Genomic DNA, 14,375 nt, shown 5'->3' on the forward strand with positions numbered 1-14,375 from the left:
CTTAACGGGCGCTGCCCAACAGCTTCTCGGTGATCTGGGCGGCAATGGCATCCACTTGCTGCTGCAGTTGTTCGAGCGCCGTCTGCTTTTCCTGCTCGATTTGCCGCCGCGCCGCCTCCAGCTTAGCTTGGATCTCCGCCTGGGCCGCCGCCAGCTTCTCCGAACGGATACGGGCCGCAGCCGCTTCCGCCTCGGCGATCACCTGCTGCGCCTGGAGGCGGGCCTGGCCGATCTCAGCCTCGTACTGGCGGGTCAGGGCCATCGCCTTGTCCAGCCGCTCCTGGGCCTCCGCCTGGGTGGTGCGGATGTAGTCGTTGCGGCTGTCGATAACCCGAGTAACCGGCTCGTAGAAGAGGGAGTTGAGCACGGCCACCAGCAACAGAAATTGGACGGCAATGATGGGCAAGGTGGCGTCGAGATCGAAGAGGCCATTTTTCTCGGCAGCTTCAACGGCCAACAGGGTTGAACAGATCATGGGGCCGCACCAACAGAAACGGGATCCAACATCGAACAAGGCAGGGGGCGAACCGGCGCAACAGAGCTATTGATCCGGGCCGCCCCCAGAGACATCAGGCGAAGGGGTTGGCGAACAAGAGCACCAGCGCCACCACCAGGCCATAGATGGTCAGGGCTTCCATGAAGGCCAGGCTAACCAACAGGTTGCCGCGGATTTTGTCTTCTGCTTCCGGCTGACGGGCCAGCCCCTCCATGGCAGCGGCAGCAGCATTCCCCTGGCCCAGACCCGGGCCCAGGGATCCCAGGCCAATTGCCAGAGCGGCAGACAACACAGAAGCAGCAGAGGTTAACGGATCCATAGCAAGATGCTCCTTGTCGTTACAAAACAGATGTTGACACGAACGCAACAGCGTCTTGAGCTTGAGGTGATCTGACCGGAGTAGTCGAGCCGATCGCCTCTTTGTCGGCGGCCTCCAGGCTCAAGCCCTCGGCCCCAACAAACCTTACCAGAGAAGGGATCCCTTGCGACGACCTTTGAAGGAGAGGGGGCGTTGAACTGGGTAGAAGTCCCCACCTTCCCTCCGCAGGTCAATCGTGGTGATCCCCACCCCCATGACCTTCCAGCGCCTCTCCAATGTAAGCGGCCGAGAGGGTGGAGAAGATCAAAGCCTGAATGGCCCCCGTAAACAGAAATAGGATCATCACCGGCACCGGGATCAACAACGGCACCAGCAACACCAACACCGCAATCACCAGCTCTTCTGCCAAGATGTTGCCGAACAGACGGAAACTCAGGGAGAGGGGCTTGGTGAAGTCTTCCAGGACGTTGATGGGCAACAGAACTGGCGTGGGCTCGATGTACTTCTTAAAGTAAGACAGCCCTCGCTTGCTGATACCGGCCACGAAATACATGACGCTGGTGAGCAGCGCCAAGCCGGCGGTGGTGTTGATGTCGTTGGTGGGAGAGGCCAGCTCTCCTTCCGGCAGGGGAATCAACTTCCAGGGGAAGAGATTGCCCATCCAGTTGGAGACAAAAATAAACAGGAACAAGGTGCCAACGTAGGGCACCCAGGGCCGGAAGTTTTTCTCACCAATCTGGGCACGGGCAATGCTTTGGACAAACTCCAGGGTGTACTCGATAAAGTTTTGCAGACCAGCGGGCTCCCGCTGCAGTTGACGAGTCCCCAACAGCACCACGGTCAAGATCAGGGCGATGGCAATCCAACTGGCAATCAAAACTTGCCCGTGAACCGTAAATTTGCCCAGGTGCCAGTAAAGGTGATGACCAACCTCAAGTTCTGCTACCAGAGGAGGAGCGGAGAAGAACAGGTTCATGAGCATCACGCAGAAGAAGATAAACGGGTCAAGGTCTGAACAAGATAAATCAGCAGGGTGACCTTGTAGGTCATGAACCCCAAGAAAATGGGCAAAATCTGCAAAGACTTCACCTGGGTGGCCAGGACGATTAGCCCGACAAACAAAGCCAAACGCGTTACCCCCAGTCGGCTGCGACTTTTGCCCAGTTCCGCGACGCCGCGGCCCAGCATGCGCAGATAGACTACGCCGACGATTGCCCCCAGCAAATAATTGGCAGCCACCGCCGGCGAGTAAACCAAAGCCACCCCCACCGCAATGGCCAGGCTCACCCCCAAGGTGACCAGCACCAACCATAGCTGCAGTGCTTCATAGCTCCTGCCAGCCGTTGTCGCCTTCTCCCGCAAATCCGCTTTGCCCGGGGCAAGCGACGGCTGCAACGCACTCTGGCAGCCCAGACCCGCCTCCTGCTGTGGCGGAGGCGCCGCCTCATCCAGGGGCGGCAAAGGCTTAGGCTTCCACGGGGTCGCCTTCCAACGGGCAGGACTGTGGGAGAGGAGTCGGGAAGAACGTGCCATGGGAATGAGGTCACCACCTCTGAGGATCTGGCCTTAACCCAAAATAACACGACTAAGTAACAATACTTAACGAGTTGGGCGAGGCCAGGGCGGGATGGAACCTTGCAACTATCGCCTCGAAAGACGACTAGCCCTTCGACAGACGGAGATGTTCCTCTAAGAATTTACCACCTTCGTGGATCGGCAACGGCAAAAATGGAAAACTTTCTGAAAGACCGCGGATGTAAAGTTTTGCCTGGGGTGGCTGAGAAGCTGCAATCTTCTGTTACCTCCTGTTGTTTTGAGGTGGATCCCGCCGATTCTGTTGCTCTATATACTATGGGGCAGTGAGAAGAAAGGGCGAGGATGATCCCAGTGAGTTGGCTGGTCAAGGCGATCTGGGTGGACTACAGCTTGGCTGTAGCGCTGACGGTGGTGCTGCCGTTGGCTCTCCTAATTTGGGCCTTTGCGGTGGGGTTGCGTCCTCTGATTCAGCTCTTGATCGTCTACTGGCGGGTATCCAGCCTATTGGCGGTGACGGTGTATTTGATGATCGGCGGTCTGCCCATCAGTTTCTTGAGCGGGGCGATGGCGCGGCTGTTGATCCCAATGGGTCTGTGGTTCTGGCAGGATTGGAGCACTGCCCTTGAGCAGTCGAGAAGCGGGGCGGCGCGAGCTTTTTTGCTCTGGCGGTGGATCCTGACTGGCTATATGGGGGTCGGGTTCTTCTTTTCAGGAGCCTTTGTGCCCTGCGCCTTCCAGGCTTCTTTGTCGCTGCAGTGTCGAGCCTGGTTTGAGCCGCCGCTGGGCTTTCGGGAGATCTTCCATCCCAATGTACCCCCCGAGCTGCTCGGGAGCCTAGGGGCCTGGGGCTTGGTAGTTTACCTACTCTACAGCGTCTATTTCGTTTGGCGGCTGCGGCCCCCTACCGAGAAAAGGGAGTTGGCAGCATGAGCGCCCTGCCCTGGCCGCTGGCTCTAGAGCGCTACAGCCAAGCCCACCCCCAGGAGGTGCTGCGGGTAGAGGTGGAAAGCGAGGGGGAAACGGATTTGGTGCTCATCTACCGCGGCTATAGCAGCTCCCTGCGCCGGCCCACTCCCCCCGATCCAGAGGTGCCGGTGATCCCTCCTCAGGCTCGCTTCTTACAGTTAGAGCGCCTTAGTGCCCCTTATCACCCTGAGCACTCCCAGGTTTTAGCTCTCTACCGCAGCTGGGAGGAGGTGAGGGCTTGGCTAATCCAAGAAGGGATCCCAGTAGCCGAGTAAGGGAGGGCGGGTTTTAGCGCCCCACAGGCGCCGGCTGCCGCTGCAGGATGGTGTATTCTGCCGGCTGCAGAAGAGATTGCCCTGTCATCTCGGGGGGCTGAGGCAGGCCTAGGATCTCGAGCAGGGTGGGGCCGACATCGGCCAGGGTGCCGCCAGAGCGCAGCTTGACATCGCCACCGCGACCAGGGATCTTGCGCCTTTCCCCCTCCACCAGGATGCAGGGCACGGGGTTGTTGGTGTGGGCCGTCCAAGGGTTGCCCTGCTCGTCCCACATCAGCTCCGCATTGCCGTGATCCGCCACGATTAAGGTGGTTCCCCCCACGTCCACCACCGCCGCCAGCAGACGGCCCAGGCAGCGATCCACCGTCTCCAGCGCCCGCACCGTGGCCTTGAAGTTGCCGGTGTGGCCCACCATGTCGGGGTTGGCGTAGTTGAGCACCACCAGGCTGTATTCGCGGCGGGCGATAGCTTCGATGGCTTTGTCGGTCACCTCCACCGCTGACATCTCCGGCATTTGGTCGTAGGTGGCCACCAGCGGGCTTTGCACCAAGATGCGATCTTCGCCGGGAAAGGGCTGCTCAATGCCGCCGTTAAAAAAGTAGGTGACGTGGGCGTACTTTTCCGTCTCGGCAATGCGCAATTGCTTGAGGCCGGCCTCGCTCACCACTTGGCCCAGCAGGTGATCCAGGTTCTGCGGCTTAAAAAGCACCTGCACCGGCAAGGTCGGATCGTACTGGGTCATGGTGATGAAGGTGAGATCCGGAATCAGACGGCGCTGAAAACCGGAAAAGTCGGGACAGACAAAAGCTTGGGTAAGCTGGCGGGCGCGATCCGGGCGGAAATTGAAGAAGATGACCGCATCTCCCGACTGCACCGCCCCCGGAGCCAAGCGAGTGGGGGGAATAAACTCGTCGGTAATATCCTGGGCGTAAAAGTCTTCCATCACCTCGGCGGCGCTGCGGCCACAGCCAGGGCCGTCTTCCGTCAGGATCTCGTAGGCCTTCTGGGTGCGCTCCCAACGGCGATCCCGATCCATGGCGTAGTAGCGGCCGCTCAGGGTGGCGATGACGCCGCTGCCCAGCCATTGCAGCTCTTTTTCCAGAGCGGCCAGAACCCTGGCTCCATCGCGGGGCAAGGTATCGCGGCCATCGGTGATGGCGTGGACATAGGCAGGGATCCCCGCCTGGGCTGCCAGCTTCAGCAAGCCGTAGAGATGGTCGATGTGGGAGTGAACCCCCCCCTCAGAGCAGAGGCCAATGAAATGAAAACGGCCCCCCTGCTCCTTGAGACGATGACAAACCTCCACCAAGAGGGGCTCGTGAAAAAGGGATCCCGTCTCGATGGCGTCGCTGATACGCACCAACTCCTGCGGCACCACCCGCCCCGCCCCCAGGGTCAGGTGGCCCACTTCTGAGTTGCCCATTTGCCCTGACGGCAGGCCCACGGCTCGCCCCGAAGCTTGCAGCAGGGTATGGGGGTAGGTAGCCCATAGGCTGTCCACGACAGGGGTTCGGGCGGCCAGCACCGCATTGCCCTCAGGGGCTTCGCGATAACCCCAGCCATCCAGGATTACCAGAACCACAGGTGCCACCGATTGTGCATCCATGAAATGGCCTCTCGTTTTTTAAGACATAATACCAGCCCAGGCAATACGATACCGAATCCTCCATTCCCTCTCAAGATTTCACCTTTCTTGTGAGGGGAAAAGAAGCAACTCCAATAGTCGGGATTGAGCAGCTACCGCCAATCGATAGGCGAGCTGCCATAAGTATTTATACATATCTGCGCAGACATCTACCCAGATAAAACACGGTCAGCCGCGGGGGCTGGGCCGCAAACGTTTGCGCAGGGACTCGGCGCGGCGCTTGGCAATGGCATTCTTCGGATCCAGTTGCAGCACCGTCTCGTAGGCCTCGAGGCCAGGGCCGTAGAGATTTTTCTTCTCGTAGGCATGGGCCAGATTGTTCCAAGCGGTTACATAGCCGGGATCCGCTGCCACCGCGTCTTTGTAGTAGCGGATGGCCAAGTCGTATTGCCCCTGGCTGAAGTAGGCAAAGCCGAGGGCGTTGCAGACGGGGGGAATGTTCTCCCCAGCCACCTCTAGAGCTTTTTTAAGCTGGACGATAGCCTGGTCGTAGAGGCGCTTTTGCAGATAGACGCTGCCCAACTCGTAGTGCTCCTGCGGGGATCCCTTGCCTTTGCTCAGGCGGGGCTGGAGCTGCCGGATGACTCTTTCCTGGGCCCGTATCCGCAGCACCTCGCGCAGGACGAAGTAGCCCACCACGCTGAGGATACCGGCCAAAGCCACCAGGTACAGGAGGGGAGCGTTGACGCCCATTTTGCCTATCCCGCTTGCCTCTTCAGATTTGCCTTGCCAGCGTTACGCCTGCAGGTGAGCCTCGATCAACCAAAGATCTTTGTCGATCTGGCGCGAGATCTCGGTAAACAGGTCGGCGGTATCGGCGTCCCCCAGTTCGGTACTGCGGTCGATGTTGCGGCGCACCGAAGCGGCATACTGGCCGTAGCGGGCCGCCAAAGCCTGCAGGTGAGCCCGGCCGTCTTCAGCCGTCAGGTCGTACTCCGGCAAGGCTGAGGTTTGGGCGACGATGCGGGCCGTGCCGCGGGCAATGCCCCCCAAAGCTGTAACCCGCTCCGCCAGCATGTCCACGTAGTTCTCCAGAGTGCCGGCAAAGGTGTCGAACATCTCGTGCAGGGCGATGAAGTTCATGCCTTTGACGTTCCAGTGGGCCTGCTTCACCTGAGTTTTCAAATCCAGCGTGTCCGCCAAGGACTGGTTGAGCAGCTCCACCAGTTGCGCGCGGGCCTCCGCCGGCAAGTCGATCTGGGTGGGGTAGAGACGGGTTTTTGCGGCGGTAACCATAGCCAACCTCCTAAGTTGTGTTTCCATTATCTGGGATCCGCCTCGGCTCTGGGGCCTGCTGATTCCCGACTGAGTCCATACTAACACAAACTCGGAATGAGTATGAGTTAGTAAGCGCTTACTTGCCGATGCAGAAGCGGCTGAAGATCTGATCCAGCACCGCTTCGGAGATCTCCTCGCCGGTGATTTGGCCAAGGGCGTGCAGGGCGCCGCGCAGGTCGATGGTCCAAAAATCGAGGGGGAGCTGCGCCTGCATAGCCTGAACGACTTGTTCCAGGCTGGCTTGGGCCTGGCGGAGGGCGGCGGCCTGGCGTTGGTTGAGGCTCACCTCCAGGTTGGGCTGGGGCCGCCCCTGAGTCACAAGCTGCTCCAAGGCCTCTTCCAGCTCCGGGATCCCTTGGCCTTGGGCGGCGACGGCGGGGACGCGGTAGGCGATCTCGGGCGGGAGGCGGATCTTGTCGGCGGGGGCGAGGTCGGTTTTGTTGATCACCAGGATGAGGGGGCGGTGGCGGATGGACGCGTAGATGGCGGCGTCGGCATCCGTCCAGCCGGCCTGGGCGTCGATGACCAGCACCAGCACATCGGCAGCTTGAGCCAGCCGTTGGGAGCGCTCCACCCCTAGCCGTTCCACCGGATCGTCGGTGGCGCGAATGCCGGCGGTATCCAAAAGCTGGACAGGCATCCCTCTGACCACCAACTGGGATTCCACCACGTCGCGGGTGGTGCCGGGCAGGTCGGTGACGATGGCGCGATCCTGGCCTGACCAGGCGTTGAGCAGGCTGGACTTGCCCACATTGGGCCGCCCGACGATGGCCACCTTGACCCCGGTGCGCAGCAATTGCCCCCGCTCGGCGGTGGCCAGCAGGGCCTGCATCTGGGCCTGGATGGCTTGCAGCCGGGCCTGCCAAGCGGGGACGTCCAGGGGGGGCAGATCCTCTTCAAAGTCGAGGCGGGCTTCGATCTCGGCCAATAAACCCAGCAGCTCCTGGCGCAGGGCGCGGATGGACTGCCCCAACTTGCCCTGCAGCCCCGCCAGGGCCATTTGGGCCGCCTGCGGGGAGCGGGCCGCCACCAGATCGGCCACGCTTTCGGCCTGGGTGAGGTCGATGCGGCCGTTCAAGAAAGCGCGCAGGCTGAACTCCCCCGGCTGCGCCAGCCGTGCCCCCTGGCGCAGGCACTGCTGCAGCGTGGCCTGAACCACCATGATGCCGCCGTGGCAGTGCAGCTCCACTACGTCCTCGCGGGTGTAGGAGCGGGGAGCCTGCATCCAGACGGCCAGGGCCTCGTCCAACCGCCGGCCCTTCTCGTCGTGGATCCAGCCGTAGAGGAGGCGATGGCTTTCCCAGACTGCGTTGCGGCGGGCGGGAGTAAAGATAGCCTGGGCAATGGCCAAAGCCCGCGAACCGGAGAGGCGTACAATGCCAATGCTGCCCTGTTCGGGCACCACTGCCGTGGCAATGGCAGCAATGGTATCGGCCAGGGGCGCAGTCAGATCCATCCTCGACAAAGCCCGGCTTGAATTGTCGCAACTGTTGGATTCCCCATCGGCTTTCCCCGATCCCCTGCAGAGGTCTCTTGCGCCTATTGGCGCGCCTCCCCGAAGTCGGAAAAAGCTATAAAAAGCCGTGCGACCCGGTGAAGGCCGGGGTAGCCTGACAGTGGCAACTCACGCTCGTCCCGGATACTTATGAAGCCGTTACGCACGTTCAAGGTCACTCCCTACCTGCCGGCTGCTCTGGAAAGTCTGCGCTTGTTGGCCTATAACCTGCATTTTAGTTGGAACGTGGAAACCCGCAGCCTGTTTCGGCGCATGGATCCAGATCTGTGGGATGCCTGTGGCCACAATCCGGTGGCTTTGTTGGGGCAGATTCGGCAGGAGCGGCTGGACGAGCTGGCGGAGGATCCTGGTTTTTTGGCCCACCTGGAGCGGGCCAGCCAACAGCTCCAGAGCTACCTGCAGGAAGACACCTGGTATCGCAAGTATCGCTCGGCCCAAGCGGTGGAAGGGGAGTGCTACGCCTATTTTTCAGCCGAGTTTGGTCTGGCAGATTGTTTGCCCCTCTACTCAGGAGGCCTGGGGGTCTTGGCCGGGGATCACCTCAAGGCGGCCAGCGACCTGGGCCTGCCGCTGGTGGGGGTGGGCCTGCTCTACCAGAAGGGGTATTTTCGCCAGTACCTCAACCCCGACGGCTGGCAGCAGGAGCGCTATCCCGTTAACGATTTTTTCAATATGCCCCTGGAGCTGCAAAGAGATGCGGAGGGCCGCGAGATTCGCATCGAGGTGGACTACCCCAAACGCAAGGTGTTTGCCCGCATTTGGAAGGCGATGGTGGGGCGGGTGCCCCTCTACCTGCTGGACACCAACATCGAGCCCAACAGCCAGTACGACCAGGACATCACCGATGAGCTGTACGGCGGCGACCAGGATGTGCGCATCCACCAGGAGATCATGTTGGGGATCGGCGGCGTGCGGGCTTTGCGCGCCCTCGGCATCCATCCCACCGTCTACCACATGAACGAGGGGCACTCGGCTTTTTTGGCGGTGGAGCGGATTCGCCTGTTGATGGTGGAGCAGGGGCTGAGCTTTGAAGAAGCCTGGCAGGTGGCCAAGTCCAGCCAGATGTTTACCACCCACACGCCGGTACCTGCCGGGATCGACCTGTTCCCGCCCGACAAAATCGACTACTACCTCGGCTTCTACTACAGCCAGATGGGCCTGAGCCGGGAGCGCTTTTTGGCCCTGGGCCGCGAAAACACCGGCGACTTTCAATCCCCCTTCAGCATGGCAGTGCTGGCCATCAACATGGCCTCGTTTGTCAACGGCGTCAGCAAGCTGCACGGGTCGGTCTCGCGCAAGATGTTCAGCCGCCTCTGGCCCGAGATCCCGCTGGAGGAAGTGCCGATTACCTCCATCACCAACGGGGTGCATGCCCGCACCTGGGTGGGGGAAGAGAACCAGGCCCTCTACGATCGCTACCTGGGGCCGGATTGGGCGGAGGCTCCCCCCTCGGATCCCCTGTGGCAGAAAGTGGATCGGATCCCGGATGGGGAGCTGTGGCGGGCCCACGAGCGCAGCCGCTCGCGCCTGATCAACTTCGTTCGCGAGCGCCTGGTGGAGCAACTGCAAAAGCGGGCGGCCTCAGCGGTGGAAATTCAGTGGGCCTCTGAAGCCCTCAACCCGGAAGTGCTCACCATTGGCTTTGCCCGCCGCTTTGCCACCTACAAGCGGGCCACCCTCTTGTTTCACAACCTGGAACGGCTCAAAGCCTTGCTCAACCATCCCCGCTACCCGATGCAGTTTATCTTTGCCGGCAAAGCCCACCCCCGCGACAACCCCGGCAAGGAGCTGATCCGGCAAATTGTGCAAGTGTCGCGCCAGCCGGAGTTTCGCCAGCGCTTGGTTTTCATTGAGGACTACGACATGTATGTCACCAGCTTGATGGTGGCCGGGGTGGATGTGTGGCTGAACAACCCCTTGCGCCCCCGGGAGGCCAGCGGCACCAGTGGCATGAAGGCGGCGGCCAACGGCGGACAGAACCTGAGCATTTTGGATGGCTGGTGGGATGAGGCCGATTACTACCAGACCGGCTGGCCCATTGGCCGCGGCGAGGAATACGAGGATCGCGCCTACCAAGACGAGGTGGAGTCCAACGCCCTCTACGACCTGCTGGAACAGGAGGTTGCCCCTCTGTTTTACCAGCGCGGTAGCGATGGCCTGCCCCACGCCTGGATTCGGCGCATGAAGCAGGCCATTCAGCTCAACTGCCCCCGCTTTAGCACCCAGCGCATGGTACTGGAGTATGCCGAGCGGGCCTACATTCCCCTCAGCAACTACTTCGACCGCATGCGCCGCGATAACTTCGAGTCGGCTCGCCAGTTTACCCGCTGGCGCAGCCATCTGCAGGAGAACTGGTACAACATTCGGGTTGTCAATGTCCAGGTCGAACCCCCCAAGAAAGCTTCCGCCGCCGGCCTCCCCTCGGCGCAAAACGACCAAGTGGTGATGGCCCGCGATCCCCTCACGGTGACCGTTGAGGTGCGGCTGGGATCCCTGCAACCCCAGGATGTCATCGTCCAGGCCTACCAGGGGCCGGTGGACGACAACGGCCAGATCCGGAACGGCCAAGCAACCCCCCTGCGCTACGTGGAGACGGTGGAGGATCGGGCCATCTTCTCCGGCCAGATTCGCTACGAGGCCAGCGGCTTGCAGGGGCTGGCCATCCGCCTGCTGCCCTTTCATCCTGACATGCACGATCCCTATGAGCTGCGGCTGATGCTCTGGGCCTAGAATGTCCGTTCCACCCAAAAGGGAGAAGGAAGGGGAACAGCAGGGATCCCCTTCCTATGCGGATCCAGCCTGAACAAGAGAGACTCCCCAAATTCGTGCGGATGGGTGTTTCTCGCTGCCCAATCAGGCAGAATCAGAGAAACCAGCTCCGGGTTGATGCCATGCTCAAAGCCCACGACTCGGCCGGTTTGCGCCTGTTGCTCGCGGCTGCCCTGCTGTTGGGGGGCTTGGCCAGTTGGCGGCAGGATCGCCTCTCGGCAGTGATGGGTCTGGCCAGTGCGGCAGCCATTTCAGCCTTCACCCGCCCCGCCATCTTGGCTTACAACCGGGGTCGCGAACGGTGGCTGAACCGGGATCTGATAGGGGCTGTCGAGCAGCTCAACCTGGCGCTGCAGCAGGATCCCTGTCTGACCAACGCCCACCTTCTGCGCGGCCAGGTTTACCTCGAACTCGGCCAACTTCCCCAGGCGCTGGCGGACTTCGACCAAGCCACCCGGTTGGCCCCGCGCCGGCCAGAGTCCTATCTCTACCGCGGCCTCCTTCTTCAGTTGCAGGGGGATTTGCAGGGGGCAATAGCCGAGCTTGCCGAGGTAGTACGCCGGCATCCCAGCGCCCCCCACCACCTCCGCTTGGCCAACCTGCTCAGGCAACAGGGATCCCTGCCTTCAGCTCTAGCTCACCTGGACGAGGCCATTTGTCGGGATCCCACCTCGGCGCCTGCCTATGCCTGCCGCGCTACGGTGTACGGCTACCTGGGAGAATGGGAGGCGGCTGTGGCCGATTGGTCCCAGGCCATCCGCTGGGATCCCTGTCCGGCCCACCACTATGGGCGGGGCGTTGCCTATGCTTGGGCCGATTGCTATGACGAGGCCATTGCCGACCTCAGCCGCAGCCTCGAGGCAGAACCCTGCCAACCCCACGTTCTCTACATCAGGGGCAATCTTCTCTACGAGCTGGGGGAGATCAAAGCTGCCCTCGACGATTACGACCAGGCCTTTCGCTTGGAAGCCGACGGCAACCTCGGGGATCCCACCGACGAGTACGGCTTGTACGGTCGGGGGCTGGCTTACGGAAATATGGGAGATAGGGCAACGGCTATTTCCAGTTGGCAAGCCGCTTTGCAGGTCAGCCGCCAACACCACAACCTAGTTTTGCAGGAACAGGCGCATCGATCTTTGCGGCAGCTCCAGGATTTGGACGGAGATCCCGGAGCCTTTGGCTAGCGAGGTCGAAGGGATCCCCTCAGAACATTGCCGCGAAACTGGCGTAAAATTTGCTTATCGCCATCTCAATTCCCCTGATCTGCAGTTGGATTTTTCCCACCTCCTTCTGTGGCTGCCGTGAAACACACCCTCAGCGCTCTTGTGCAGGATCAGCCCGGGGTCTTAACCCGCATCGCCGGCATGTTTGCCCGCCGGGGCTTCAACATCGACAGCCTCACCGTTGGCCCCACCGAGCGGCCTGGCATCTCCCGCATCACCATGGTGGTGCAGGGGGATGAGCACGATGTGGAGCAGATGACCAAGCAGCTCTACAAGCTGATCGACGTGCTGAAAGTAACCGACATTACCCATGTCCCCTGTGTAGAACGGGAGCTGATGCTCGTCAAGGTCAACGCCAGCATCGAAACTCGCTCGGCCATCATGGACGTGGCGCAGATGTTCCGTGCCCGGATTGTGGATGTGGCGGAAGAGTCTTTAACTTTGGAAGTGACAGGGGATCCGGGCAAAATGGTGGCCATCATCAAGATGTTAACCAGCTTCGGCATTCGGGAGATTGCCCGCACCGGCCTGGTAGCTCTCACCCGCGAGTCGGGAGTCAATACCGAGTACTTGAAGCAGCACCCCACCGTGGCAGTCGTCTGAGGGGCTTGGCCACGATGCCAACAGAGATTGCTTAGGGAGGAGGCCATGGCAAAACCGGAGAGAAGCCGGCGCCATAGGGGGCAGGCCCTGCGCAATAGCCTGCGTTGCCTGATGAGCCTCCTGGCCATTGGGCTGTTGGGGTTACTGGGGGGCTGTGGCCCCCGACCTCCCAAGTCGGTTGTGCAGCAGGCTCTGGCCTACCAGATCTCCCACCCGGCTGAGCCGGTTGCCTCGCTGGTGGGCAGCGACCGCTTAGCAGGCCGTTTGGAAGTGCAGGATGTCCAAATTCGTCAGGATCGCCGTGAACCCCTGCTGTTGGCCTCAGGAGAGAAACTGGAAGGCCACCACCTCAGCGGCACCTATACCGTAATTGTCAAGCCACCGGGATCCCGCCGCCCCTACCGCCGCAAGGGGGATCCCTTCCAGCTCACCCTGGCCCACCAGAAGGCGCAAAGTTCCCCTTCCCCTGGGGGAGCGCAGCCCAAAACCCTGCCCGAACGGTGGCTACTGGCCCATCCCTCTCCCGATGCCAAGAGCTGGGAGGTCATCGACTTTTTCCCCCAGCCGGCACCGCTGCCGGAGCTGCCTCCTGCCGAACAGGCGTACCGACACCCGACTGACCTTGACGCTCTCCCCGCCCCTATAGCTGGCTTTCGCCCAGGGGTAAGCCAGAGAACTCTTTCCTAGGCTGGAGGACTGCTCCCACCGGAGAAGTCAGCTACCTTCCCTGGGGAGGAAGAGATCCTTCGCGGCTACCTGGCCACAACAAAGCGCTACGTAGAAACTCCAAACAACGGTAGGCAGGCTCCTCTGCAGGCCTCAATGTTGTCCCTTGCGCCGCCATTTTCTGGGTCAGCACCGCAGAGGTGGTTGGCTCAGCGAAGCAAGGCCGCCCCCCACAGAAAGAGCCCATCCACCAACAGGGTATTCAGCACTGCTCCAGCAAAGGCCCAGTGGTGCAAGCGACGGGATCCCTGAATGACCCACAGGCCAACCCCAAGGAGCAGAAGGCTTAAGCCGATGCCCCAAGCTACCCCCCAAGGGGCGGCCATTTTGTCGAGCGCAGCCATAAACGGGACGGTTGCCTGATCCAGCCGTTCAAACCGCATCGCCTGCCGCCACTCCGGCAACAGCCCCACCGAGTAAATGTAAAGATCTGTAACCGCTGTGCCCCACAAGGAGCCGAGATAGAACCAGGTGCCGATGCGGGCAAAGCGTTGCCGTGCCCCCCACCAGACCATCGGGATCCCCAGAGCTTCCACCGGCATGTGCCAGAGGGGCTCCCAGCGCAGCCAGCCCCAGTAGAAGGATCCTGCCAGCCAAGTCAGCGTGAAGCCGTAGAGCAGATCCCCCCAGATGCGGGTGCGGGGCCGCGAGTAGAGCCGCCAGCTAAGGCCCAGCCAGCCTAGAGTCATCGCCAAGCTCAGCCAAGGGCTATAGCGCACCAGGGGCGCTGCCACAAAAACGGGTAGGCACACCAGCACAGCCGCCGCTCCCCCGATGGCGTGGTGAGAGGGAAACCGCCTTCGCAGAGAAGAACGGGGAATCTCCCGTCCGACTGGGCCCTGGGAGGCCAGGGAAGGCTCTTCTTGGAGAGGCGGCGAACAAGAGGTAGGAAACAAAACGCAATCTTAGAAACTTTTACATCAGTTAACATAGCATCTTCCCTGCCCTTTCCCGCCCCGGCCGAGAGGGGCCGGCGTTGCCAGGGTACTGCCGAAAATGTCAGGGTGAGAATAACGCGCTGCC

Annotated in this window: 15 protein-coding genes; 6 read left to right on the forward strand and 9 right to left on the reverse strand. The window is 61.3% G+C overall.

Features of this window, described 5'->3' with window-relative positions; genetic code table 11:
* Position 1: 1 nt before the first annotated feature.
* The 4 genes from GG26_RS03825 to GG26_RS03840 form a co-directional block, all read right to left on the reverse strand.
* Positions 2-475 carry a F0F1 ATP synthase subunit B' gene (locus GG26_RS03825; protein WP_011430930.1) on the reverse strand — a complete coding sequence of 158 codons (474 nt, stop codon included), beginning with the start codon at positions 473-475 and terminating at the stop codon, positions 2-4.
* 94 nt (positions 476-569) lie between these two features.
* Entirely contained in the window at positions 570-815 is a 246-nt protein-coding gene (atpE, locus tag GG26_RS03830) for an ATP synthase F0 subunit C (RefSeq protein ID WP_011430931.1), read from the reverse strand.
* A 229-nt stretch (positions 816-1,044) separates the two neighbouring features.
* Positions 1,045-1,791 (reverse strand): F0F1 ATP synthase subunit A, encoded by a 747-nt coding sequence (gene atpB / locus GG26_RS03835; protein ID WP_011430933.1) that lies wholly within the window; start codon positions 1,789-1,791, stop codon positions 1,045-1,047.
* A 5-nt stretch (positions 1,792-1,796) separates the two neighbouring features.
* The gene (locus tag GG26_RS03840; RefSeq protein ID WP_414388958.1) at positions 1,797-2,348 is read right to left on the reverse strand and encodes an ATP synthase subunit I; all 552 of its coding nucleotides are present in this window, start codon (positions 2,346-2,348) and stop codon (positions 1,797-1,799) included.
* 345 nt (positions 2,349-2,693) lie between these two features.
* On the opposite strand from GG26_RS03840, the gene GG26_RS03845 reads away from it, so the two are divergent.
* Entirely contained in the window at positions 2,694-3,281 is a 588-nt protein-coding gene (locus GG26_RS03845; protein WP_414388960.1) for a DUF3177 family protein, read from the forward strand.
* Complete coding sequence (locus tag GG26_RS03850; protein ID WP_011430936.1) at positions 3,278-3,592, forward strand: hypothetical protein; 315 nt, start codon at positions 3,278-3,280, stop codon at positions 3,590-3,592. Before GG26_RS03845 ends, GG26_RS03850 begins: the two co-directional genes overlap by 4 nt.
* Positions 3,593-3,605: 13 nt before the next feature.
* On the opposite strand, the gene gpmI is transcribed toward GG26_RS03850, so the two are convergent.
* The 4 genes from gpmI to mnmE form a co-directional block, all read right to left on the reverse strand.
* Positions 3,606-5,198, reverse strand: coding sequence for a 2,3-bisphosphoglycerate-independent phosphoglycerate mutase (gene gpmI / locus GG26_RS03855; RefSeq protein WP_011430937.1), 1,593 nt, complete (start codon positions 5,196-5,198; stop codon positions 3,606-3,608).
* A gap of 207 nt (positions 5,199-5,405) precedes the next feature.
* The gene (locus tag GG26_RS03860) at positions 5,406-5,930 is read right to left on the reverse strand and encodes a tetratricopeptide repeat protein (protein WP_011430938.1); all 525 of its coding nucleotides are present in this window, start codon (positions 5,928-5,930) and stop codon (positions 5,406-5,408) included.
* 42 nt (positions 5,931-5,972) lie between these two features.
* A complete protein-coding gene (gene dps, locus GG26_RS03865; RefSeq protein ID WP_011430939.1) occupies positions 5,973-6,473 on the reverse strand; it encodes a DNA starvation/stationary phase protection protein Dps in 501 nt (166 codons plus the stop codon).
* Positions 6,474-6,591: 118 nt separating this feature from the next.
* On the reverse strand, positions 6,592-7,971 hold the full coding sequence (gene mnmE / locus GG26_RS03870) for a tRNA uridine-5-carboxymethylaminomethyl(34) synthesis GTPase MnmE (RefSeq protein WP_414388963.1): 1,380 nt from the start codon (positions 7,969-7,971) through the stop codon (positions 6,592-6,594).
* Between the two features lie 189 nt (positions 7,972-8,160).
* On the opposite strand from mnmE, the gene glgP reads away from it, so the two are divergent.
* The 4 genes from glgP to GG26_RS03890 all read left to right on the forward strand — a co-directional run bounded on the left by glgP (position 8,161) and on the right by GG26_RS03890 (position 13,313).
* The gene (glgP, locus tag GG26_RS03875) at positions 8,161-10,761 is read left to right on the forward strand and encodes an alpha-glucan family phosphorylase (RefSeq protein ID WP_414388965.1); all 2,601 of its coding nucleotides are present in this window, start codon (positions 8,161-8,163) and stop codon (positions 10,759-10,761) included.
* Positions 10,762-10,922: 161 nt separating this feature from the next.
* A complete protein-coding gene (locus GG26_RS03880) occupies positions 10,923-11,984 on the forward strand; it encodes a tetratricopeptide repeat protein (protein WP_011430942.1) in 1,062 nt (353 codons plus the stop codon).
* 117 nt (positions 11,985-12,101) lie between these two features.
* Entirely contained in the window at positions 12,102-12,626 is a 525-nt protein-coding gene (gene ilvN / locus GG26_RS03885) for an acetolactate synthase small subunit (RefSeq protein ID WP_011430944.1), read from the forward strand.
* Positions 12,627-12,671: 45 nt separating this feature from the next.
* Positions 12,672-13,313: a hypothetical protein gene (locus GG26_RS03890; protein WP_414348416.1), complete on the forward strand. Its 642-nt coding sequence runs from the start codon at positions 12,672-12,674 to the stop codon at positions 13,311-13,313.
* Between the two features lie 188 nt (positions 13,314-13,501).
* Here the strand turns inward: GG26_RS03890 and GG26_RS03895 are convergent, their stop codons facing one another.
* A complete protein-coding gene (locus GG26_RS03895; protein WP_414388968.1) occupies positions 13,502-14,248 on the reverse strand; it encodes a DUF3120 domain-containing protein in 747 nt (248 codons plus the stop codon).
* Positions 14,249-14,375 lie beyond the last annotated feature (127 nt).

Source organism: Synechococcus sp. 'PEA 65AY6A-5F PE A', assembly GCF_047462575.1.
Lineage (GTDB): Bacteria > Cyanobacteriota > Cyanobacteriia > Thermostichales > Thermostichaceae > Thermostichus.

What these genes read in the sequence shown, in the direction of transcription:
- GG26_RS03890 (WP_414348416.1), top strand. Translation starts at nt 12,672, where the DNA reads ATGGCAAAACCGGAGAGAAGCCGGCGCCATAGGGGGCAGGCCCTGCGC.
- mnmE (WP_414388963.1), bottom strand. Translation starts at nt 7,971, where the DNA reads ATGGATCTGACTGCGCCCCTGGCCGATACCATTGCTGCCATTGCCACG.
- GG26_RS03850 (WP_011430936.1), top strand. Translation starts at nt 3,278, where the DNA reads ATGAGCGCCCTGCCCTGGCCGCTGGCTCTAGAGCGCTACAGCCAAGCC.
- dps (WP_011430939.1), bottom strand. Translation starts at nt 6,473, where the DNA reads ATGGTTACCGCCGCAAAAACCCGTCTCTACCCCACCCAGATCGACTTG.
- GG26_RS03840 (WP_414388958.1), bottom strand. Translation starts at nt 2,348, where the DNA reads ATGGCACGTTCTTCCCGACTCCTCTCCCACAGTCCTGCCCGTTGGAAG.
- gpmI (WP_011430937.1), bottom strand. Translation starts at nt 5,198, where the DNA reads ATGGATGCACAATCGGTGGCACCTGTGGTTCTGGTAATCCTGGATGGC.
- GG26_RS03880 (WP_011430942.1), top strand. Translation starts at nt 10,923, where the DNA reads ATGCTCAAAGCCCACGACTCGGCCGGTTTGCGCCTGTTGCTCGCGGCT.
- atpB (WP_011430933.1), bottom strand. Translation starts at nt 1,791, where the DNA reads ATGAACCTGTTCTTCTCCGCTCCTCCTCTGGTAGCAGAACTTGAGGTT.
- GG26_RS03860 (WP_011430938.1), bottom strand. Translation starts at nt 5,930, where the DNA reads ATGGGCGTCAACGCTCCCCTCCTGTACCTGGTGGCTTTGGCCGGTATC.
- glgP (WP_414388965.1), top strand. Translation starts at nt 8,161, where the DNA reads ATGAAGCCGTTACGCACGTTCAAGGTCACTCCCTACCTGCCGGCTGCT.
- atpE (WP_011430931.1), bottom strand. Translation starts at nt 815, where the DNA reads ATGGATCCGTTAACCTCTGCTGCTTCTGTGTTGTCTGCCGCTCTGGCA.
- GG26_RS03845 (WP_414388960.1), top strand. Translation starts at nt 2,694, where the DNA reads ATGATCCCAGTGAGTTGGCTGGTCAAGGCGATCTGGGTGGACTACAGC.
- GG26_RS03825 (WP_011430930.1), bottom strand. Translation starts at nt 475, where the DNA reads ATGATCTGTTCAACCCTGTTGGCCGTTGAAGCTGCCGAGAAAAATGGC.